General features: G+C 75.3%; 18 protein-coding genes and 1 other RNA gene. 4 read left to right on the forward strand and 15 right to left on the reverse strand.

Annotated elements, in window-relative coordinates; genetic code table 11:
- Window positions 1-86: 86 nt before the first annotated feature.
- From NRO40_RS11030 to NRO40_RS11055, 6 genes are all read right to left on the reverse strand, one after another.
- The gene (locus NRO40_RS11030; protein ID WP_058944813.1) at window positions 87-881 is read right to left on the reverse strand and encodes an anti-sigma factor family protein; all 795 of its coding nucleotides are present in this window, start codon (window positions 879-881) and stop codon (window positions 87-89) included.
- Complete coding sequence (locus NRO40_RS11035; RefSeq protein ID WP_058944812.1) at window positions 878-1471, reverse strand: sigma-70 family RNA polymerase sigma factor; 594 nt, start codon at window positions 1469-1471, stop codon at window positions 878-880. Before NRO40_RS11035 ends, NRO40_RS11030 begins: the two co-directional genes overlap by 4 nt.
- Window positions 1472-1540: 69 nt before the next feature.
- A complete protein-coding gene (locus NRO40_RS11040; protein ID WP_058944811.1) occupies window positions 1541-2131 on the reverse strand; it encodes a CGNR zinc finger domain-containing protein in 591 nt (196 codons plus the stop codon).
- 206 nt (window positions 2132-2337) lie between these two features.
- Entirely contained in the window at window positions 2338-3534 is a 1197-nt protein-coding gene (locus NRO40_RS11045; RefSeq protein ID WP_079047460.1) for a uroporphyrinogen-III synthase, read from the reverse strand.
- Window positions 3535-3609: 75 nt separating this feature from the next.
- Entirely contained in the window at window positions 3610-5079 is a 1470-nt protein-coding gene (locus NRO40_RS11050) for a nitrate/nitrite transporter (RefSeq protein WP_079047459.1), read from the reverse strand.
- Between the two features lie 138 nt (window positions 5080-5217).
- Entirely contained in the window at window positions 5218-6186 is a 969-nt protein-coding gene (locus NRO40_RS11055; RefSeq protein ID WP_058944810.1) for a LysR family transcriptional regulator, read from the reverse strand.
- Between the two features lie 84 nt (window positions 6187-6270).
- Between NRO40_RS11055 and NRO40_RS11060 the strand changes: the two genes are divergently transcribed.
- Together NRO40_RS11060 and NRO40_RS11065 are read left to right on the forward strand one after the other, a co-directional pair.
- Window positions 6271-7731, forward strand: coding sequence for an MFS transporter (locus NRO40_RS11060; RefSeq protein WP_079047458.1), 1461 nt, complete (start codon window positions 6271-6273; stop codon window positions 7729-7731).
- The gene (locus tag NRO40_RS11065) at window positions 7703-8191 is read left to right on the forward strand and encodes a GNAT family N-acetyltransferase (protein WP_058944822.1); all 489 of its coding nucleotides are present in this window, start codon (window positions 7703-7705) and stop codon (window positions 8189-8191) included. The genes NRO40_RS11060 and NRO40_RS11065 overlap by 29 nt, the downstream gene beginning before the upstream one ends.
- 211 nt (window positions 8192-8402) lie before the next feature.
- Here the strand turns inward: NRO40_RS11065 and ssrA are convergent.
- The 5 genes from ssrA to ftsE form a co-directional block, all read right to left on the reverse strand.
- Window positions 8403-8773, reverse strand: a transfer-messenger RNA (tmRNA) gene (gene ssrA / locus NRO40_RS11070).
- A 97-nt stretch (window positions 8774-8870) separates the two neighbouring features.
- Window positions 8871-9350 carry an SsrA-binding protein SmpB gene (smpB, locus tag NRO40_RS11075; RefSeq protein ID WP_257375394.1) on the reverse strand — a complete coding sequence of 160 codons (480 nt, stop codon included), beginning with the start codon at window positions 9348-9350 and terminating at the stop codon, window positions 8871-8873.
- 18 nt (window positions 9351-9368) lie between these two features.
- Window positions 9369-10619, reverse strand: coding sequence for a S41 family peptidase (locus NRO40_RS11080; RefSeq protein WP_058945499.1), 1251 nt, complete (start codon window positions 10617-10619; stop codon window positions 9369-9371).
- A gap of 67 nt (window positions 10620-10686) precedes the next feature.
- The gene (ftsX, locus tag NRO40_RS11085; protein WP_058945497.1) at window positions 10687-11604 is read right to left on the reverse strand and encodes a permease-like cell division protein FtsX; all 918 of its coding nucleotides are present in this window, start codon (window positions 11602-11604) and stop codon (window positions 10687-10689) included.
- Between the two features lie 72 nt (window positions 11605-11676).
- On the reverse strand, window positions 11677-12366 hold the full coding sequence (ftsE, locus tag NRO40_RS11090) for a cell division ATP-binding protein FtsE (RefSeq protein WP_058945500.1): 690 nt from the start codon (window positions 12364-12366) through the stop codon (window positions 11677-11679).
- A gap of 276 nt (window positions 12367-12642) precedes the next feature.
- Here ftsE and NRO40_RS11095 point away from each other — a divergent pair, with 276 nt between their 5' ends.
- Window positions 12643-12837, forward strand: coding sequence for a hypothetical protein (locus tag NRO40_RS11095; protein WP_058945498.1), 195 nt, complete (start codon window positions 12643-12645; stop codon window positions 12835-12837).
- Window positions 12838-13015: 178 nt separating this feature from the next.
- Here the strand turns inward: NRO40_RS11095 and NRO40_RS11100 are convergent, their stop codons facing one another.
- The 4 genes from NRO40_RS11100 to NRO40_RS11120 all read right to left on the reverse strand — a co-directional run bounded on the left by NRO40_RS11100 (window position 13016) and on the right by NRO40_RS11120 (window position 18913).
- Window positions 13016-13993 carry a hypothetical protein gene (locus tag NRO40_RS11100; RefSeq protein WP_306674860.1) on the reverse strand — a complete coding sequence of 326 codons (978 nt, stop codon included), beginning with the start codon at window positions 13991-13993 and terminating at the stop codon, window positions 13016-13018.
- Window positions 13994-14457: 464 nt separating this feature from the next.
- Entirely contained in the window at window positions 14458-15564 is a 1107-nt protein-coding gene (gene prfB / locus NRO40_RS11105; RefSeq protein ID WP_058945453.1) for a peptide chain release factor 2, read from the reverse strand.
- A 229-nt stretch (window positions 15565-15793) separates the two neighbouring features.
- Window positions 15794-17053 carry a serine/threonine-protein kinase gene (locus tag NRO40_RS11115; protein WP_058945454.1) on the reverse strand — a complete coding sequence of 420 codons (1260 nt, stop codon included), beginning with the start codon at window positions 17051-17053 and terminating at the stop codon, window positions 15794-15796.
- Window positions 17054-17173: 120 nt separating this feature from the next.
- A complete protein-coding gene (locus tag NRO40_RS11120; protein WP_058945455.1) occupies window positions 17174-18913 on the reverse strand; it encodes a serine/threonine-protein kinase in 1740 nt (579 codons plus the stop codon).
- A 417-nt stretch (window positions 18914-19330) separates the two neighbouring features.
- Between NRO40_RS11120 and NRO40_RS30540 the strand changes: the two genes are divergently transcribed.
- Complete coding sequence (locus tag NRO40_RS30540) at window positions 19331-20500, forward strand: FHA domain-containing protein (RefSeq protein WP_306674861.1); 1170 nt, start codon at window positions 19331-19333, stop codon at window positions 20498-20500.
- The last annotated feature ends 1141 nt before the right edge of the window (window positions 20501-21641 follow it).

Below are 21641 nucleotides of genomic sequence, written 5' to 3' on the forward strand. Positions count from 1 at the left end.
GGCCCCCTTCTGACGTGCACTGGGCAGCCGTCGAGGGTACGCCACGGGGGGCCGCGGTGTCAGGCGGACCGTCCCGGGGGGACGCTTCAGGTGGGGATCGTGACCAGGCTCCGTCCGTCGAAGGTGCGCACCTCGAAGCGGTCGATGGCGCCGGGGGCCATGGCGGCGGCACCGTGGACGTACAGCGGCTCGCGCGCCGTCTCGTTCGGACTGTCCGCGATGCCGTACCCCCATTTCGGGACGGACCAGGACGTGACGACCTCCTCCTCGCCCTCCTTGGAGACGGCGACGAGACGGCACTTCAGCGGGCCCCTGACGTTCCTGAGCTCCAGCATGGCGTCCGTGCCCCAGCCCTTCGCCTCCATGCCGACGGTGGCGCTGACCCGGGTCGTCGCGTCGGTCGCCGAGACCTTCCGCGCCAGCCCGGAGAAGACGTCCTCCGCCGTGACGCGCGTGGTGGTCGGCGCGTCGCCGGACAGGGCGCCCACGGCGAGCGCCGGCCCGCCGATCACCAGCACCGCGACGGCCGCGACGAGGTACCGCGCCTTGCGGTGGCGCCGGGCGCGGTGCACGGACACCTCGTCGACGAGCCGGTTCAGCAGGGGCGGGCCGGGCGGGCCGCCGGGCGCGTGGGGCGCGGGCGGCGGTGGGGGCGGCGCGGTCACCGGCCGCTCCGCCGGGCCGGGGCCCTCCGCCAGGAGCGCCAGCATCGGCGGCATGCCGGCCAGCTCGTCCAGGCGGGCCGCGCACACCCCGCAGCCGGCGAGGTGGGCCTCGAAGGCGGTGGCGTCGGCGTCGTCGAGCACCCCGAGCACGTACGCGCCGACGGCGTCGTGCACGGACCCCTCGGCGTACTCCTCGCCGTAGCCGTGCGTCGTCATGCCGACACCCCCCTCTCCTCCAGTGCCAGCTTCATCGACCGCAGTGCGTAGAACACCCGGGACCGCACGGTCCCGCTCGGTATCCCCAGGGTCTGCGCGGCCTCGTTGACCGTACGCCCCTTGAAGTACGTCTCGATGAGGACTTCCCGATGGGCGGGGGTCAAATCGTCGAGTGCGTCCGACAACGTCATGAGCCACAGCGCCTTGTCGATCTCGTCCTCCGCGGGCATGACCTCCAGCGGCGACGGATCGACCTCCTGCGGCCGGGCCTGCCGGCTGCGGTGGCCGTCGATGACGATGCGCCGGGCGACCGTCACCAGCCAGGGTCGGACGGAGCCGGTGGCCCGATTGAGCTGACCGGCGTTCTTCCAGGCACGGATGAGCGTCTCCTGCACCACGTCCTCGGCGCGCTGGCGGTCGCCGGCGACGAGGCGCAGCACGTAGGCGAGCAGCGGTCCGGCGTGCTCGCCGTAGAGCGACCGCATCAACTCCTCGTCAGGGCCGGGGGTGTTGACCTGCGGCGACTCCGCGCGGTGCCGGGCCCGACGCGCCCCACGGCGGTCATCGGCCACGGCGGCATCCTTGCGCACCCGAACCTCCCGGTCGAGACCCTGTCCGACTCCTTGCCCCCATGACTACGGAGCGGGGAGCCGAACGTCTCAACGGCGCCGGGATTTTCCTCCGGAGGGTTCCGCGGTGCGGACGGCGCGCGCCCGGTGGCGGGCCACGCGCTCGCGGTTGCCGCACGTCTCGCTGGAGCACCAACGGCGGCGCCCGCCGCGGGAGGTGTCCAGGTAGACGCGGTGGCAGTGGTCGCCCTCGCACTGGCGGAGCAGGGCGCGCGCCTCGGGGTCGGTCAGCAGGTCGACGGCGTCGCGCGCGACGGTGGCGACGAGCGGGGCGCAGCGCGGGGCCGCGCCCAGGGCCCGTACGAGCCGGCCGTCGGCACCGCGCACGGCGCGGGGGGCGGGCGGCGCGGCGGCGGCCGCGAGGGCGTTGAGCCGGTCCAGCGCCGCGGGCACGTCGGGGGTGTGGGCGCCGAGCTCGGCGCGGACCAGGACGCCGATGTGGACGCGGAGTTCGGCGAAGCGCTCGACCCAGTCGTCGTCCACGGCGGTGAGCGGCGTGCCGGGCGGCACGAGCCCGCAGCCGAGCAGCCACCGCGCGAGCCGCCCGGGGTCGGTGGGCGGCTCGGCCAGTAAGGCCAGGCAGCGCCGCCCGGGATCGAACCGCCGTTCGTCGCCGTCCATGTGCCAGTCACCGCCTCGGGTCACCGCGGAGTCGTCCGTCGTCCACCGTCCGTCCCCAGGGTGCCCCCCAGGAGGCCCCCCGGGAAGGCCGCGCGCGGCATCCACTCGCCGCCGGGCCGGACATGACGCGCCGGGCGGGGCGGGAGGCCGTGGTCGAGGGCCGGCCGGCGCCGGGCGCAGGGCCCGTGACGAGCCGCGGGGCGAGGTCAGCCGGGGGTGGCCGCACCCGGGTCCGCCGCCGGGTCCGCACCCGGGTCCGCCGTCGGGTCGGTGCCCGGGTCCGCCGTCGGGTCGAGGGCCAGGCGGTAGCCGCGCTTGACGACCGTCTGGATCAGCTTCGGTGCGCCCAGCGCGGACCGCAGCCGGGCCATGGCCGTCTCCACGGCGTGCTCGTCCCGGCCGGCGCCGGGCAGCGCCCGCAGGAGCTCCGCGCGGGGGACGACCCAGCCGGGGCGGCGGGCCAGGGCGTGCAGCAGCGACATGCCGGCCGGCGGTACCGGCCGCAGCGCCCCGTCCACCAGGACGGCGTGGCCGCGGATCTCGACGCGGCGCCCGGCGACGGGCAGGGTCCGCGCCCTGGCCGGCAGCTCCTGGCACAGGAGCTGGACCAGCGGGCCGAGCCGGAAGCGGGCGGGCTGGTAGGTGTCCACGCCGTGGCTCTGCAGCGGTACGGCGGTGACCGGGCCGACGCAGGCGGGCAGCACGTCGTGGCGCAGGGCGTCGAGCAGTTCGGCGCGCAGGCCGCGGCCGTGGGCACGGGCCAGCAGGGACGCGGCGGCGGGGGCGCTGGTGAACGTCACGGCGTCCAGCGACCGCGCCAGCGTCGCGTCGAGGAGCCGGTCCAGGGGCGCCGGGTCCTCGGGCGGCATCCACCGGTACACCGGTACGACGACCACGTCCGCCCCGGCGTCCTCCAGGGCCTCCACGAAGCCCGGCAGCGGTTCGCCGTGGAGCTGGAGGGCGATGCGGCTGTCGGCGACGCCCTGGTCGAGGAGGCGGTCGAGGACCTCGGCCATGGAGTCGCTGCCGGGCGACCACTCCTCGGTCAGCCCCGCCGCCCGCACCGCGCCCTTGACCTTGGGGCCGCGGGCGAGGACGCGTACGCGCCGCAGGCAGTCGACGAGGTCCTCCCCGTACCCCCAGCCATCGGCGGCCTCCAGCCAGCCGCGGAAGCCGATCGCCGTGGTGGCGACGACGGTGTCCGGGGGGTCGGCGACGAGGGCCTTCGTCGCGTCGAGGAGCTCCGCGTCGTCGGCGAGCGGCACGATCCGCAGCGCGGGGGCGTGCAGTACCGCCGCGCCCCGGCGCTGCAGCAGCGCGCCCAGTTCGTCCGCGCGGCGGGCCGCGGTGACGCCGACCGTGAAGCCCGCGAGGGGGCCGTGTTCCTGCTGCTGCTCGTGCATGGGGCCCGAGCCTGACAAGGGTGCGTGACAGCCGGGGTTCGCCGAGGTTTCCCCGCCGTTACGGACCATGTGCGCTCACACCTCCGAGTAGCCGAACCGGCTCCGCGCCGGGACGTCGGCGTCGGCGGCGTCGACCGCGTCCGCCGCGCCGCCCTGACCGGCCGTGACGGACGCGGCGGTGGGGCCGACGGCACCGGTCGTGACGGTCGCGCCCGCCGTGCCGGTCCTGCCGGTCGCGCCCGCCGCGCGGGTCGTCGCCGGCTTGCGAAGGTACACCGCCCACGTCACCGCGATGCAGGCGGCGTAGAAGGCGAGGAAGGCGACGAAGGCGGCCGTGCCGGTCCCGGCGGTCTGGAAGGACTGGCGGAAGGCGAGGTTGATGCCGAGTCCGCCGACGGCGCCGAGCGCGCCGATGAGCCCCATGGAGGCGCCGGAGATGCGGCGCCCGTAGGCGTCGGCCTCCTCGCCGGTCAGGCCCGCGGCGTACGCCTTCGCCTTGAAGATCGCCGGGACCATCTTGAACGTCGAGCCGTTGCCGAGGCCGCTGAGGACGAACAGGGAGGTGAAGCCGACGAGGAAGACGGCGAACGACTCGGCGAGCGAGGCGAGCACGACGACGCCGGTCGCGGCGGCCATCGCCAGGAAGGTGCCGAGGGTGATGCGGGCGCCGCCGTACCGGTCGGCCAGCGCGCCGCCGACGGGCCGGATGAGGGAGCCGAGGAGCGGGCCGACGAAGGTGAGCGACGCCGCCTCCAGCGGGGTCCGCCCGAACTGGGTCTGCAGGACGAGGCCGAAGGCGAAGCTGTAGCCGATGAACGAGCCGAAGGTGCCGACGTAGAGGAACGCCATGATCCAGGTGTGGGCGTCGCGGGCGGCCTCCTTCACGGCGCCGGTGTCGTTCCTGACGGGCGCGAGGTTGTCCATGAAGAGCGCCGCGCAGACCGCCGCGACGACGATCAGCGGGAGGTAGAGGCCGAGGACGATCCGCGGGTGGGCGGCGCCGGCCGTGCCGATGACCGCGAGGCCGACCAGCTGGACGACGGGGACGCCGATGTTGCCGCCGCCGGCGTTGAGGCCGAGCGCCCAGCCCTTGCGGTGGAGGGGGAAGAAGGCGTTGATGTTGGTCATGGAGGAGGCGAAGTTGCCGCCGCCGACCCCGGTGAGCGCGGCCACGAGGACGAAGGTCGTGTACGACGTGCCGGGCTCCATCACCGCGTAGGCGGCGCCCGTGGGCAGCAGGAGCAGCAGCGCGCTGATCACCGTCCAGTTCCGTCCGCCGAAGCGGGCGACGGCGAAGCTGTACGGGACGCGGATGACCGCGCCGACGAGCGTGGCGACCGCGATGAGGAAGAACTTCCCGGCCGGGTCGATGCCGTACTCCGGCCCCATGAACAGGACCATCACGGACCACAGCGTCCAGACGGAGAACCCGATGTGCTCGCTGACCACGGAGAAGAGCAGGTTGCGGTTGGCGACGCGCTCGCCCTTCTCCCGCCAGAAGACCTCGTCCTCCGGATCCCACTCCTCGATCCACCGTCCGCCCATCGCGCACCTCCGCTGTGTCGGTCCCAGAACGCCGTCCGGGGGCCGACGCTAGGCGGGGCGCGTTTCGGCCGGGTCATCCGACGTGACCGGCCGGAAACCTTGCTCTCACCCGGGGCGGGGGCGCGCTGTGAGCGCCGTTCAGCCGCCGGCGCGCATGAGGGCGGCGTCGGCCTCGGGGAGCCAGGCGCCGTCCGGGACGACCAGCCACTCCTCCGCGGCGGCGAGCTCGGCCGCGGCGGTGCGCAGCGCGTCGAGACCGGGGTGCTTCAGCCCCCTGCGCCACACCATCGCCACGGGTGACAGGGGTACGGGCCGTACCAGCGGCCTGCGGACGGTGTCCGGCATGGCCTGGAAGTCGACCACGGCGAGCACCGGCGTACGGCCCTTGGCCATGACGCGGCGGAACTCCTCCACGCCGACCGCGAGCGGGGCGGGCGGGGCGACGCGCACCCCGTGGCCGGCGAAGAGCAGCGCGGCGAGGTCGGTCCACTCGCGGGTGCGCGGGTTGCCCGCCCCGGCGTACAGCGCCTCCCCGGCGAGCGCGGACAGCTCGACCTCGTCGCGGTCGGCGAGCGGGTGTCCGGCCGGGAGGATCACCGCCATCGGCTCGTACCGCACGGGCTGCCAGGCGAGCCGGGCGCGGACGGCGGGGTCGAGCCCGGCGACGCGGCCGAAGGAGACGTCGAGGCGGCCGGCGAGAATCTCCGCGGCGGCGCCGGTCAGGCCGCTCTCGTAGCGGGCCATCAGCTCGCAGTCGGGCGCGAGGCGCCGGGCGTGCTCCAGGACCCGGCCGGTGGAGATCGCCGGGGTGTTGAGGTCGACCAGCAGCGGGCGCGGCCCGGCGCCGGTGAAGGCGGCGGCGAGGTCGTCGTACGCGGCGAGGACGGCCTCGGCGTACGGCCGCAGGCGCTCGCCGGCCGCGGTGAGGGAGACCTGCCGGGTGGTGCGGACGAACAGCTCCGTGCCGAGGTCCCGCTCCAGGCGCCGGATGTCCCGGCTGAGGGCCTGCTGTGCGACGTACAGACGGGCGGCGGCGCGGGTGAAGTGCAGCTCGTCGGCGACGGCGGTGAAGGCGCGCAGGAGCCGGGGATCGATGTCGGGGACCACGACCGGGAACCTACAACACAGGTGTGTCAATCGCCGCTGATCAGGTGTTGGACCCCGGGAGGGGGCGGCACGGAGGGTGGGGCCATGTCCCCGTACCCGCCGCAGGCCGCCCCCGTGCCGGCCCTCTCCCCCGGCGCCCTCGCCCTCGCCCCCCGCTACACCGAGCCGGGTCCCCCGCCCCGCCCGCGCGGCACCGGACCCGACCGCCCGCACGGCCCCGGCCCGGGCGGCCCGCCCGCTCCCGGGCCCGGTACCGGCCGCGACCGTCCGCCGCGCCCCTCCCGCCCGTACGGCCCCGGGCCCCGCCCCGGCCGCCGCCCCCGTGTCCGCAACCCGTACGCCCGGCTCTTCGCCCTGCCCGGCACGCGCGCGTTCACCGCGGGGAACCTCGTCGCGCGGATCCCGATGGGCATGTTCACCGTCAGCGCGGTCATCATGATCGCGGAGACCCGGGGTTCGTACGCCCTCGCCGGGGCGGTCACCGCGACGGGGCTGGCCGCGACGGCGGTCGTGGCCCCGTTCACGGCCCGGCTCGTCGACCGGTACGGGCAGGCGCGCGTCGCCGTCCCCGCCACCGTGCTGGCGGTGCTCGGCTCGCTCGCCCTGCTGCTGTGCGTCCGTCACCAGGCGCCGCACTGGACGCTGTTCGCCGCGTACGCCGCGACGGCGACCACCCCGAACATCGGCGGCATGTCCCGCTCCCGCTGGGCCCACCTGTACCGGGGCGACCCGGAGGCGGTGCACGCCGCGAACGCCTTCGAGCAGGCCGTGGACGAGCTGTGCTTCGTGCTCGGCCCGGTGCTCGCCGCGTTCCTGTGCGCGGCGCTCTTCCCGGAGGCGGGCACCCTCGTCGGGGCGGTCCTGCTGCTCACCGGCATGCTGCTGTTCACCGCGCAGCGCGCCACCGAACCACCGGCCGTCCCGCGCCGCGCCGGGCACCGCCCTCGCTCCCCGCTGCGGGTGGCCGGGATGCCCGCGCTGATGGTGGTGTTCCTGGCGACGGGCGCGGTCTTCGGCTCCCTGGAGATCGTGACGCTGGCGTTCGTCGACGGGCCGGTGGCGGGCCCGGTCATGGCCCTCCAGGCGTTCGGTTCGTTCCTGGCGGGCCTCGCCTACGGCTCCGCGCGCCCGGCCGCGGACCCGGGACGCCGGCTGCCGGTGTGCCTGGTGGCGATGACCGTCCTCATGGCGGGCCCGCTGCTCGCCTCGGGCACCGGCTCGCTCCCGGTCCTGGCGGGCGCCCTGCTCCTGGCCGGGATGGCGACGGCGCCGACGATGGTGACGGGCACGACGCTGGTGCAGCGCCTGACCCCGGCCGGGCAGCTGAACGAGGGCATGACCCTCGCGGTGACGGCCCTCCTCGGCGGCGTCTCGGCCGGCGCGGCGGCGGGCGGCTGGCTCGTGGAGCACGCGGGCGCCGGCACGGCGTACGTCCTGCCGGTGGCGGCAGCGGGGCTGGCGCTGTGCCTCGCGGTGGCGGGCACGCCCCGCCGGGCCCTGCCCTATGCTCCGTCCCATGGTGACAGTGGAGCGACTGCGGGCTGACCACGCGCCCGCCCTGCTGGCGTTCGAGCGGGAGAACCGCGCCTGGTTCGCCCGGTCGATACCGGACCGGGGCGACGCGTACTTCGCGGGGTTCGACGAGCGGCACCGCCTGCTCCTCGCCGAGCAGGAGGCCGGTCTGCGCCACTTCCACGTCGTCCTGGACGACGAGGGGGAGCTGGTCGGCCGGGTCAACCTGGTCTGCGCCGAAAAGAACGGCCCCGAGCTCGGCTACCGCGTCGCCGAGCGGGTGGCGGGCCGGGGGGTGGCGACGGCGGCGGTCGCGGAGGTGTGCCGGCTCGCCGCCGACGCGTACGGCCTCACGGAGCTGCGGGCGGTGACGACGGTGGACAACCGGGCCTCCCGCGCCGTGCTGGAGCGCAACGCCTTCGAGACCGTCGGCACCCTCACCCTCACCGGCCGTCCGGGCCTGCGCTACCGGCGCCTGCTCACCCGGCCCTGACCGACGCGGCCGGCGCCCGCGACCAACGGCGGGGCGGGTACGCCGGGGCGGGCGGGCCGGCGCGGGGTGTGCGGCTCGGGGCTCACGCCGGGCCAGGGCTCCTCACGCCGGGCCGTGGGGGCGAGGGCTCGGGGGCTGGGCCCACGCCGGGCCGGGCGTACGACAAAGGCCCGGCCGCCTGATGGCTGCCGGGCCCCTGCCCACATGGGATGAGTGGAGATGGCGGGAATCGAACCCGCGTCCAACGGTGCAGAACCAGGGCTTCTCCGTGTGCAGTCCGCTGCGATTTTCTCGGCCCCGGAGATCACGCGGACAAGTCTCCGACGGGCTCAGTCACTGTTTGGTTTCCCTCTACGCCCCGTGACCGGGCCTAGAGGTTTAGTTCCCTAGCTGATGCCAGGATCCGGGTCGGGAACAGCCCCGGGCTGACACTTCGCAAGCTCGCTACTTAGGCAGCGAGGGCGAAGGAATCGCGCTTGGTGTTGGCGATTATTGGTTGCGACATATGGTTTACGAGATCATTGCCGCTTCCTCGACACGCTTCCCCTGCTTCGACAGCCGCTGTCGAAACCGATCATCCCCATGTTGATTTTTCAAAGTGCGCCCGCCAGGCGGGGCAGGTGCCATCGTACGTGACCAACGCGTGCGGATGCCAGCGCATTCCCGCCCGGGCGGCGGATCAGGCGCGCTGGCGGCGGCGGACCGCCGACACGGCCCGGTCGGCCTCGCGCCGGTCCTGCTTCTCCCGCAGCGTCTGCCGCTTGTCGTACTCCTTCTTGCCGCGCGCGAGCGCGATCTCGACCTTGGCCCGGCCGTCCTTGAAGTACAGCGCCAGGGGCACGATCGTGTGACCCGTCTCCTGCGACTTCGACTCCAGCTTGTCGATCTCGGCCCGGTGCAGGAGCAGCTTCCGCTTGCGCCGCGCGGAGTGGTTGGTCCAGGTGCCCTGGCTGTACTCCGGCACGTGGACGTTGTGCAGCCACGCCTCGTGCGCGTCGATCTGGACGAAGCCGTCCACCAGCGAGGCCCGCCCCTGGCGCAGCGACTTCACCTCCGTGCCGGTCAGGACCAGACCGCACTCGTAGGTGTCCATGATGTGGTAGTCGTGCCGCGCCTTCTTGTTCTGCGCGATCATCTTGCGCCCTGTTTCCTTAGCCATAGTGCGGTCATTTTCGCACTAGGTGCCCGCCCCGAGGCCACTCAATACCGTGCGCGCCCGCTCCACGGTGCCCGTGGGCGCGGGGACGTCGGGGGTGATGCCCCGTCCGTCGACGCGGGCGCCGGCCGGGGTGCGGTAGTGGCCGACGGTCAGCTCGGCGACCGATCCGTCGGGCAGCCGGCTCGGCATCTGCACCGAGCCCTTGCCGAAGGTCCGCGAGCCGACGGTGACGGCCCGGCCGCGGTCCTTGAGGGCGCCGGTGAGCAGCTCGGCGGCGCTCATCGTGCCGCCGTCGACGAGGGCGACGAGGGGCCGGTCGGTGTCCCCGCCCGACTCGGCGTACAGGGCGTTCTCCGCGCCGTGCACGTCGTACGTGGCGACGAGGCCGCCGTCGAGGAAGGCCGACGCGGCGGCGACCGCCTCGGTGACGAGCCCGCCGCCGTTGCCCCGCAGGTCGAGCAGGACCCCGGCGCCCTCGGGGGCGCGGTCGACGGCCCTGCGGACGAGCGCGCCGCTGCCCCGGGTGAAGGCGGTGACGCGGATCACGACGGCGTCGCCGAGCCTGCGCACGGTGACCGGCTCGGTGGCGAGCCGGGCCCGGCGCAGGGTCGCGGTCCAGGCACGCGTGCCGCGCTGGAGGTCGAGGACGACGGCGGAGCCGGCCCCGGCGGCCGCGGTCCCGCCGTCCGGGCCGTCGCCGCGCAGCAGGGCGACCACCTCGGCGGCGGTGTGCCCGCGCGCGGCGCGGCCGTCGACCGCGCGGATCCGGTCCCCGGGACGCAGCCCGGCCCGGGCCGCTGGACCGCCGGACTGCACCCGGTCCACCTCGACGTGCCCCTCGGCGGTACGGCGGGCCCACAGCCCGACGCCCGTGTACGACCCGTCCAGGGCGCGCTGGAACTCCTCGTACTCCCGTCGGTCGTAGACGGCGCCCCAGCGGTCCCCGCTGCGGCTGACGACCTCCTGGGCGGCCTCGGTGCCGGACTTGCCGTCGGCCGCGGCCTCGGCGGCGGCGCGGGCCACCTCGTCGCGCACGGTGCCGCCGCGCCGCGGGGCCGGCACGTCCCGGCCGGTCGCGGCGGGCGCCCGTACGGCACCGCCGGCGTGCGCGGCACCGCCGGTGACGGGGCGCGGGCCTCCGGTGTCGTCGTGCGGGAGGGAGTCGGTGGCGGCGGCCGTCGCGAGGACGGTCGCGAAGAGCACGGTCAGCGCCGCCCCGCGCCGGATGCGGTGGGGCCGTGGCACGGACTCGGGACCCGGCAGCGACATGCCGCCCACTCTAGGACAACCGGACGGCGCCGTACGGGCGTCGGCCGTACGGCGCCAGGGGCGCTCGTCACACCTTCAGGTACTTGCGCAGGGCGACCGCAGCGGCCAGCGAGGGCATCAGGAGGCCGATGACCAGCACCAGGGGCAGGACGGAGAACACCGCGTCCCAGCCGATGAACTGGACCAGCGGCATCTGCTCGGCGAGCGAGAGCCCCGCGTCGATGAGGAAGTACCGGCCGACGAGCAGCAGTCCGCAGGCGACCAGGCCGCCGAGGAGGCCGGCGAAGGCGGCCTCCATGATGAACGGCATCTGGATGTAGAAGCTCGACGCGCCCACCAGCCGCATGATGCCGGTCTCGCGGCGCCGGCTGAACGCCGATACGCGCACCGTGTTGACGATCAGCATCAGCGCGATGAGCAGCATCAGGCCCATGACGACGAGGGCGGCGACGTTCATGCCGCGCATCATGTTGAAGAGGTTCTCCAGGATGCCCCGCTGGTCCTGCACCGAGTGGACGCCGGCCCGGCCGGAGAACGCGGTGGCGACGACCTCGTACTTCTCCGGATCCTTCAGCTTGACCCGGAACGACTCCTGCATCTGGTCCGGCGTGATGACGCTGGCGATGGCGGTGTCACCGTACTGCTCCCGGTAGTGCCGGTACGCCTCCTCCGCCGTCTCGTGGTGCACGGACTCGACGAGGTCGAGCTTCTTCAGGTCGGACTCGATCTGCTCCTTCTGCTGGGCGGTGACCGCGCCCTTGGAGCAGGTCTCCGAGACCTCGGCGTCGTTCTTGTTGCAGAGGTAGACCGTGACGTTGACCTTGTCGTACCAGAAGTCCTTCATCGCGTTGACCTGCTGGCCCATGAGCACGGCGCCGCCGAACAGGGCCAGCGACAGGGCCACGGAGACGATGACGGCGAAGGTCATCGTGAGGTTGCGACGGAGGCCGACACCGATCTCCGAGAGTACGAACTGGGCGCGCATCGGGTGCGTTGAGCCTTTCCTTGCCGTGCGTGAGGACTGCCGCCGCGGACTGCCGCCGCCGCCGGCCGCCGGTCAGTGCTGGTAGCCGTAGACGCCGCGGGCCTGGTCGCGGACGAGTCGGCCCTTGTCGAGCTCGATGACGCGCTTGCGCATCTGGTCGACGATGTTCTGGTCGTGCGTCGCCATGATGACGGTCGTGCCCGTGCGGTTGATCTTGTCGAGCAGCTTCATGATGCCGACGGAGGTCTGCGGGTCGAGGTTGCCGGTCGGCTCGTCGGCGATCAGCAGCATCGGCCGGTTGACGAAGGCGCGGGCGATGGCCACGCGCTGCTGCTCACCGCCGGACAGCTCGCCGGGCATCCGGTCCTCCTTGCCCGCGAGGCCGACCAGCCCGAGGACCTGGGGGACGGCCTTGCGGATCTCGCCGCGCGGCTTGCCGATGACCTCCTGCGCGAACGCCACGTTCTGCGCGACGGTCTTGTTCGGCAGCAGGCGGAAGTCCTGGAAGACGGTGCCCAGCTGGCGGCGCATGTGCGGCACCTTCCAGTTGGACAGGCGGGCCAGGTCCTTGCCGAGGACGTGCACCGTTCCCGTGCTGGCGCGCTCCTCGCGCAGGACCAGCCGCAGGAAGGTGGACTTCCCGGAACCGGAGGACCCCACCAGGAAGACGAACTCGCCCTTCTCGATCTCCAGGGAGACGTCTCGGAGAGCGGCGTGGTTCTGCTTCGGGTAGGACTTGGAAACGTTGTCGAATCGGATCACGGGTGCACCCACGGTCGGCCGGGAGGAGTAGGTGAGCGTGACCATACGCGAACCGGGATGTCCCGTGCAGGCACCGTCCGGCCTTGCCCGGATTGTCCGATCCCGTCGGTCGTGGTAGGGGGCCCTGACCGGCGGGGATCCGGGGGCGCGCGCCTAAAGTCGTGGGACCTGGCACAGTGGTGGGGGGAACGGACGCGTTTCCCTGAGCGTTGTGCGGAGAGAACTGGGTGGACATTCCGCGTCCAGCGGCTCCGCCGCGCGGGAGGAGGAGAGCGCATGACCTATGACCGACTGGTGTGCGCCAACTGCGCGGCGCCCGTGAGCGAGGGACGCTGCCCCGTGTGCCGGGCGAACCGCGAGCGCATGCAGCAGAGCCCCTGGGGCGCCCTGAGCCCCGCCGCGCTGCTGGCGCTCCTCCTGCTCCTGGTGGCGGCCGCGGCGGCGCTGGCGGTGGCCCACCAGCCCGCCTAGGACGCCGCGAGCGCGCGGAAGCGAGCGAAAGGGCCCGGACGACCGTGGAAACGGTGGTCCGGGCCCTTCCGCTTGCCCTCCCGCGGGCCGGCCGGTGGGCCGTGGGCCCTGCGCCGGCCGGCGCGGGTGGCGCGGCGCGGGAGCGTACTGCCGCGGCGCCTCAGACGGCGGTACTGCCTCAGGCGATGGTGCGGCCGCCGGCGACCAGACGCGGCAGCAGGCGGAAGCCGACGCCACCGGCGATCATCGTCGCGGCGCCGAGCAGCAGGAACGTGGTCTCGCCGGCGCCGGTCTCGGCCAGCTCCTCCTTGGCCTCGCCCTGCTGCACCGGCTGCGAGCCGACGTTGTTCGTGTCGGGGTTGTTGGTGTCGGCGCACTCGGCACCGTCGACGGTCACGGCGCAGCCGCCGGTGGAGCCGCCGTTGCCGCCGTTGCCGCCGATGGTGGCGGAGCCCGTGGTGCCGGCGTTACCGCCGGTGGAGCTGTCGCCGCCGGTGGTGCCGGTGGTGCCCGTGGTGCCGGTCGAGCCAATGGTGCCCGTCGAACCGGTGGTGCCGGTGGTGCCGGTCGAACCAGTGGTGCCCGTCGAACCGGTGGTGCCCGTGGTGCCCGTCGAACCGGTGGTGCCGGTCGTGCCCGTGGTACCCGTGGTGCCGGTCGTGCCGGTGGTGCCGGTCTCGCCCGTCGTACCCGTGGTGCCGGTCGTACCGGTCGTACCGGTGGTGCCGGTCTCGCCCGTCGTACCCGTGGTGCCGGTCGTACCGGTCGTACCGGTGGTGCCGGTCTCGCCCGTCGTACCCGTGGTGCCGGTCGTACCGGTGGTGCCGGTGGTACCGGTCTCGCCCGTGGTGCCGGTCGTGCCCGTGGTACCCGTGGTGCCCGTCGTACCGGTGGTGCCGGTCTCGCCCGTCGTACCCGTGGTGCCGGTCGTACCGGTGGTGCCCGTGGTGCCGGTCTCGCCCGTGGTACCGCCCGTGGTGGGCTCGGTCGGGTCCGGGTCGGACGGGTCGTCGCAGGTCGGGTCGATCGGCGGGCACTCGTTCTCGATCGAGAACCCGAACTCGACGCCCGTGGCCTGCGCGGCCCCGGCGGCGGTCAGGGACGCACCCGCGGCGATCACCGCGCCCGCGGCTATCCGCGCGACCCTGACTCGCATCTTCTTCGTCATATAGCTGCTACCCCCAGTAGCCGATCTCGTCAGTAGGGCAGCGCGCTCAGGGGCAACGGACGCTGGGGGCTTCGTGCCGTTCCCCCGGTCACACGCGCCCCGGACATGCGCATGCCGCGCGTCAGCTTTCCCAGTTTTCAATGCACCGTCAAGCTCGTTGCGCACGCGATGTCCGGAATGGACGGCCTTGCCTGAGGCGCGGGGATGCAACTGTGACGAAACCCCGGAGGGCGGCCCCCACAAGGGTGGTTGGCATGTCGACAAAGCGAGAGAGCGCGTCAGCGATCCCTTGCGACAGCGAATCGCCAACGCCCGTCCCCCGCAGCGCCTCCGACGCGGCCGTGCGGCTGAGAGCGCGTCAGGACGGTGACCTGGCAGGGAAAACGGCGACGGCGCCTGCCCCGGAGAAGGGGCGGCGCCGTCGTGCGGTGGTGCGGTGGTGCGGGGGGGGGTTACTTCTCCTGCTGCTTGCGCCAGCGGATGCCCGCCTCCAGGAAGGCGTCGATCTCGCCGTCGAGCACGGCCTGCGGGTTGCCGACCTCGTGCTCGGTGCGCAGGTCCTTCACCATCTGGTACGGGTGCAGGACGTAGGAGCGCATCTGGTTGCCCCAGGAGCTGCCGCCGTCGCCCTTCAGGGCGTCCATCTTGGCGCGGTCCTCCTGGCGCTGGCGCTCCAGCAGGCGGGCCTGGAGGACGCGCATCGCGGACGCCTTGTTCTGGATCTGCGACTTCTCGTTCTGACAGGAGACGACCACGCCGGTCGGGATGTGCGTGATGCGGACCGCGGAGTCCGTGGTGTTCACGGACTGGCCGCCGGGGCCGGAGGACCGGTACACGTCGATGCGGAGCTCGTTCTCCGGGATGTCGATGTGGTCGGTCTGCTCGACGACCGGGAGCACCTCGACGCCGGCGAAGGACGTCTGGCGGCGGCCCTGGTTGTCGAAGGGGGAGATGCGGACCAGGCGGTGCGTGCCCTGCTCGACGGAGAGCGTGCCGTAGGCGTACGGGGCGTGCACGACGAAGGTGGTCGACTTGATGCCGGCCTCCTCCGCGTACGACGTCTCGTAGATCTCCGTCTTGTAGTCGTGCCGCTCGGCCCAGCGCAGGTACATGCGCTGGAGGCGCTCGGCGAAGTCGGAGGCGTCGACGCCGCCGGCCTCGGCGCGGATGGTGACGAGGGCCTCGCGCTCGTCGTACTCGCCGGACAGGAGGGTGCGCACCTCCATCTCGTCGAGGGCCTTGCGGACGTCGGTCAGCTCGGCCTCGGCCTCGACGAGGGTGTCCTGGTCGTCCTCCGCCTCGGCGAGCTCGAAGAGCACCGCGAGGTCGTCGATCCGGCTGCGCAGGCTCTCCGCCTTGCGCACCTCCGCCTGGAGGTGCGACAGCCTGCTGGTGATCTTCTGTGCCGCGTCGGGGTCGTCCCAGAGGGACGGCGCGGCCGCCTGCTCCTCGAGCACGGCGATGTCCGCCCTCATCTTGTCGAGGTCGAGGACCGCCTCGATGGACCCCATGGTCGAGGTGAGGGACTTGAGCTCTTCGGATACGTCGACGACTGCCACGGGTCCAGCGTAACGGCTGGCCGCGGCAGCCCCCTCCCCCGAGGGCGGGCCGGCCGTTCCCCGGGAGCGCGGCGATCTCCCTCCGGGGGCCGGCGGACGCCCTCCCCAAGGCCCCGGCAGCCGTCTCCCGCGGTCCCCGGGGGTTCCGCCCCGGTGAGCGCGGGCCCCTGCCCCAGGGCCCCGGCAGCGCCGCCGGCGGGACGATTCCCGGGGCCGGGAGCCAGCCAGGTCAGGGCTGTGCGGGGGCCGTGTCGGGAACGGTCTCCGGGGCGGAGCGCCGGGAGTCCTGCGGCGGTGCCTCCGTGTCGTCGCCCGCCGTGGCGAACCAGCCCCCGACACCCACCGCGGCCGCCAGGGCGGCACCGGCGACCGAGATGGCCAGACGGCGCCTGCGGACGGCGGAGGGCTTGTTGCGGGCCGAGCCGGGGCGGGGCTGGCCGGGCGCGCGGGGGGCGCGGGCGGTGCCGAGGGGGCCGCCGGAGAGCTCTTCGGGCCCGGGGACGCGCATCGACGTGTGGGTGTCGCGGCTGGAGTCCGTGGCCGAGCCGGGGACGAGGGGGACGGCGGACCTGCGCGGGCCGTTGGGGACGGTCGGGTACGGGTCGTCCTCGTACGGCTCCGACGCGGACTCCGCGCCCGGCTCGTCGACGTCGAGCGGCGGCATGTCCGCGACGAGCGGGGCGAGGTCGTGGAGGCGGGCGGCGAGCTCGGAGGCGCGCAGCCGGGAGGCGGGCGCCTTCGCCAGGCACTGGACGATCAGCTGCCACAGCTCGTCCGGAATGCCGGGGAGCGGGACCACGGTCTCGGTGACGTGGCGGCGCAGCACGGCGCCGGGGTGGCCGCCGCCGAACGGAGTGAAGCCGGCCAGCAGCTCGTACAGGACGGTCGCGAGGGCGTAGATGTCCACGGCCGCGCGGGGCGGCAGGCCCTCCACGATCTCGGGGGCGAGGTAGTCGGGCGTGCCGATGATGCGGTTGGAGCGGGTGCGGCGCGGGGTGTCGATGAGCTTGGCGACGCCGAAGTCCGTCAGCAGGGCCGGGTGGGCGCCGCCCGGCCCGAGGGGCCCCTCCATGTCGAGGAGGATGTTCTCCGGCTTCACGTCCCGGTGGACGACGCCGGCGGCGTGCGCGGCCGCGAGGCCCTCGGCGACGTCGGCGACGATCGCGACGGCGGCGGCCGGGGCCAGCCGGCGTTCGCGGTCGAGGCGGCTGCGCAGGTCGGTGCCGCGCACGAGGTCCATGACGAGGGCGAGGTCGTTGCCGTCGACGACCAGGTCGCGCACGGCGACCACGCGGGGGTGTTCGAGACCGAGCAGGGCGGTGCGCTCCTGGACGAAGCGCCCGACGAGCTCCTGGTCCGAGGCCAGGTCCTCGCGGAGCAGCTTGATCGCGACGGGCCCCTCGGGACCCTCGCCGAGCCACACCGTGCCGGCGCTGCCCCGCCCCAGGATCTGGTGAGCCATGTACCGGCTGCCGATTTTCCGTGCCAAGACTGCTCCCTCAGCGGCTGGCGTTCCCGACCAAGTTACGCGGGTGCGGGCGCCGGTATTCACGCCGGAGGGGAAATCACCCCTCCGAAGTCGACAAAGCGACTCGGTGGCCGCCGCCGGTCACGGCGCGGGGGTGTCCGTCCCGCCGCCGCTCGCGCTGCCGAGCCCGGAGATCCAGTCGCTCACGGAGGCGACGGCGTCACCGATGGCCTCCCAGTACCCCTTGCCCTGGGCGACCCAGCCCTGGAGGGGCGTGAGCTCCCAGATGAGCCATCCGGCCACGACGAACAGCACGATCGTGAACAGGCAGCCCTTGAGGCAGCCGAGGCCCGGGATGCGCATGGGGTTGGCGCTGCGCTGCCGGGGCGCCCGCGGGGCGGGCGGCGGGGGCTGGGGCGCCTGCGGCTGCGGGGCGTACTGCTGCCGCGGGGGCTGGGGCGCGGGCGGGCGCTGCTGCCGGCGCTGCGGCGGCTGGGGCTGGTGCTGCGGGGGCTGCGGGGCGTACGGCTGGGGCTGCTGCCCGTACTGCTGGTGCGGCGCCTGCTGACCGCCGTACTGCTGGTGCTGCGGCCGGTACTGCGGCGGCTGCTGCTGCGGCGGGGGCGGCTGCTGGGGCCGGCGCTGGGGGCGGCGGCGCAGCGGGTCCTCGCCGGGGTCCAGGTACTGCACCTGGGTCTGCTCGTTGCGGTCGCGGGCGGCGCGCAGCTGCGTCTGCCACGGGTGCGGGTCCTCGGGCTGCACCGGCGGCACGGGCGGCATCACCGCCGTCGGGTCGGCGGCGTCGCCGGGCCGGCCGGCGCCGGGGCCCGTCGCCGGGAGGACGCTGGTGGCGGCGGCCGGGTCGTGGTGGGGCGCCCCAGGGGCGCCCTGGCCGGTGCTCGGCAGGACCTGGGTGGCGTCGGAGGCGCCGGTGACCTGCGGGGCGGGCGTGTCCGGCACGGGCGCGGGCGCCGGGTCGGGGGCGAGCAGCGCGCCGACACCGTCCGCCGCCTCGATCTCGGGGACCGAGGCGTGCACGCCGATGCCGGCGGCGACGGTGCGCAGGGCGCGCGCGAGGTTCTCGGCGCTGGGGCGGCCGTCCGGGTCCTTGCCGAGGCACCGCTCGATGACCGTCCACAGCGGGGCGGGCACCGTGGAGGGGCGGCGCGGCTCCTCGCTGAGGTGGCGGTGGAGAACCTCCAGGGCCGTGCCGCCCGCGAACGGGGGACGGCCGGTGACCAGCTCGTACAGCATGATCCCGGCGCCGTAGACGTCCACGGCGGAGGTCTGCGGGCGGCCCTCGGCGGACTCGGGCGCCACGTAGGCGGGGGTGCCGACGAACTCGTGGGTGCGGGTGAGGCCCGGGGAGTCGGCGAGGCGGGCGATGCCGAAGTCGGTCAGCATCGGGTGCATCCGCCCGTCCCGCTCGGCGAGCAGGACGTTGGCCGGCTTCAGGTCGCGGTGGACGACGCCGTCGGCGTGGCTGGCGGCGAGGGCGTCGGCGACCTGGGCCATGAGCAGGGCGGCGGCGACCGGCGTCAGGGGGCCGTTCTCCCGCACGTACCGGTGGAGGTCCGGGCCGTCGACGAGGTCCATGACCAGGGCGAGGAGGTCGCCCTCGACCACCAGGTCGCGGGTGCGGACGATGTTGGGGTGGGTCAGGCGCAGGAGGACGGAGCGCTCCCGCAGGAACCGCATCACGACGTCCGCGTCGTTGGCGAGCTCCTCCTTGAGGACCTTGATCGCGACGGTCTCCCCGGGTTGGCCCGGCACGGCCGCCTCGGCGCCCGCCGTCTCCCTCTGGCGCGCGCGCCAGACGGTGCCCGTGGCGCCGCGTCCGAGCGGCTGCTCGAGCAGGTACTTGCTGCCGACTGGCCGCACGGTCATGCGCTCCCTGCGATCGTGGTCCCGAAGCTTGCGTCCGGCCCACTCTAGTGCCGTTCCGCTTCCTTCGAATGTCCGGCGATTGTCCTTCGAACGTTCCCCCTCGGGGGGTGACGGCAGGGAAGACGTGCGGCCCGCGTCCCCGGTTGCCTGGCGCACACATGATCCCAAGACGGGCACAAGCAGGCGTTTCGCCGACCGGCCGCGAAAATTCAAGATCATTTGATGCCGGGACGCGGGCGCGGTGTCGGTGGCAGGTGCGAGGATGCACCTGCACGGCGCACCGCGGGGTCGGGAGCCCCGCGGGCCGTGCCGACCTGTACCGGACGACGCGTCCGCGCGCGGGTGGGGGGAGACCGAGGGCCCCGTCCCCCTGCCGCCGGGCGCGCCGCGCAGAAGGGACCGCTGACGGCGATGCAGATCCGGCTGACCGTCCTCGCTGCGCCGCCCGGCGGGCAGACCGCGCGGCGCGCCTGCGACGTGCTCGTCACCGCCCCCGCGGGCACCGCGCTGGCCGCCGTGGCGTCCGGCCTCGCCACCGCCGTCGCCGGGCCGGACGGCGCGGCGGGCACGGGGCCCGTCGTGCTGTACGCCGGGCGCGACCGGCTCGATCTCCAGCGCAGCGCCCTGGGCGAACCGCCGCTGGTGGACGGCGCGGTCCTGGCGCTCCAGGTGCCCGCGGAGGACGCGGGGGCCCCGGACGACACCGCGGCCCGTCTGCACGTGGTGGCGGGACCGGACGCGGGCGGGGTGCACCTGCTCCATCCGGGTGACGTCCGCGTGGGGCGGTCCGCCGACGCCGACGTCCCGCTGGACGATCCCGACGTGTCCCGCCTGCACTGCGTGGTGCGCGTGGGCGCCGACGGCCGGGTGGCCGTCGCGGACCTGGGCTCCACGAACGGCACGACCCTGGACGGCGAGCCCGTCGGCGACCGCCCGGTGCGACTCGTCCCGGGCGCGCTGCTGCGGGTGGGCGAGTCGGTGCTGCGGCTCGTGGTGGGCGCCGCCGGCGCCTCCGGGCCGGCGGCGCCGGGCGCGGACGCCCGCGGCGGTGCGCCGGGCGGCGGGCGTGGTGCGGCGGCCGGGGGGCCGGCCACGGTGCCGGACGGCGAGGGGTACGTACGGGTGACGCTGCCGGCCCGCGCGGCGGGACCCGGGGGCGCCGGCGACGGCGGTACGGCGGGCGCCCCGGCACGGGGTCCGTGGCCGCCGGCACGGGTGCGGGCCTTCGGCCGCCGGGCCGGCGGCGGGGGCCGCGGCTGCCGGGGGCGGCGGCGCGGCGGGCGTCCCCGCGTACGGCCAGGGCGGCCCGGGCGGCGGCGGGACGCCGGACGGCGGCCGGGCGGCGGCCGGGCGCGCCGGCGGGGCCGGCACCGGCACCGGCACCGGGTACGACGGCAGGGGCGGGTACGGCAGCGGGCCCGCGTACGACACGGCCGCCGGGTACGGCGATGGGCCGGCGGGCATGGTGCCCGGGGCGCGGCGGCCGTACGACGGGCTGGCGCGCGACCAGGAGTTCACCCCGGGCGCGGTACCGCCCGGAGGCACGGCGCCGCACGGCCGGGCCGCGGCGCCCGTCGGTGACGTACCGGCCGCGCCGGCGCAGGCCACGCCCGCGCGGGGCACGGCGCTGCCCGGCGAACCGCCGCGCCGGCGCGGCATAGGGGCGTGGGCGCGCCGCCTGGCGGGCGGCCGTACGGACGGCGACACCGGTCGTGAGGGCGCCGCGAGCGCAGGGGCGGCCCCCGGCCGGGAGGGCGCCGTGCCGTACGGGCGCTCCGCCGAGGCGTGGCCGGACCCGGCCGCGGTGCTGCTGACCGCCCTCGGGCCCGGCCCCCGGGTCTGGGAGCGGGCGCCCGGCCACCCCGAGTCGCTCGTGGTCCGGCTGGGCACCACCGACCGGGCCGAGCTGGCGGCGGTCCCGGTGACCGTGGGGCTGCGCGAGGCCGGGTCGCTCGGCCTGGCCGGGCCGCGCGCCCGGCTGATCGGCCTGACCCGCTCGGTGGTGGCGCAGCTGGCCGCCCTGCACGCCCCCGCCGACCTGGAGATCGTGCTGATCAGCGCGGACCGGGCGCGGCCCGTCGAGGAGCGCAGGCGGGACTGGTCGTGGCTCGGCTGGCTGCCGCACGCGCGGCCGGCGCACGGACAGGACTGCCGGCTGCTGCTGGCGTACGACCGTGACCAGGCGGCGGCCCGCGCCGCCGAGCTGACCCGGCGCCTGGACGACGGGCCCCTCGGGCCCGGTTGGGCCGACGCCGACGCCCGGATGGTCGCGGAGGCGGCGGAGCGGTTCGACCGGGCGTACGCCGCGGGGGGCGCGCAGGCGCCCGGGCCGTACACGGTGGTGGTCGTCGACGGCGACCCGGGCACGGCGGCGCTGCGCGAGACGACGGCGCGGCTCGCCGGGGCGGGCGCGGCGGCCGGCATCCACCTGGTCTGCCTGGCCGAGACGGCGCCGGCGTCGGCGGTGTTCCCGGTCGCCGCCGCGTACGAGACGGCGTGCGCCGCGTCCCTGCCCTTCCGGGAGTGCGGCGCGGTCGGCCTGCTGACGGGCGACGTGGCGACGGCGCTGCGCGTGCTGCGCGCGGCGGGCGGGCATCCGGTGGGCCACGGCACGGTGGCGACGGTCGACGCGGTGTCGGGGGCGTGGGCCGAGCGGTTCGCGCGGTCCCTGGCGCCGCTGCGGGCGGAGGGCCCCGCCCCGCGCGGCCGGGCCGCGTCGGCG

It is taken from the genome of Streptomyces changanensis (assembly GCF_024600715.1).
Lineage (GTDB): Bacteria > Actinomycetota > Actinomycetes > Streptomycetales > Streptomycetaceae > Streptomyces > Streptomyces changanensis.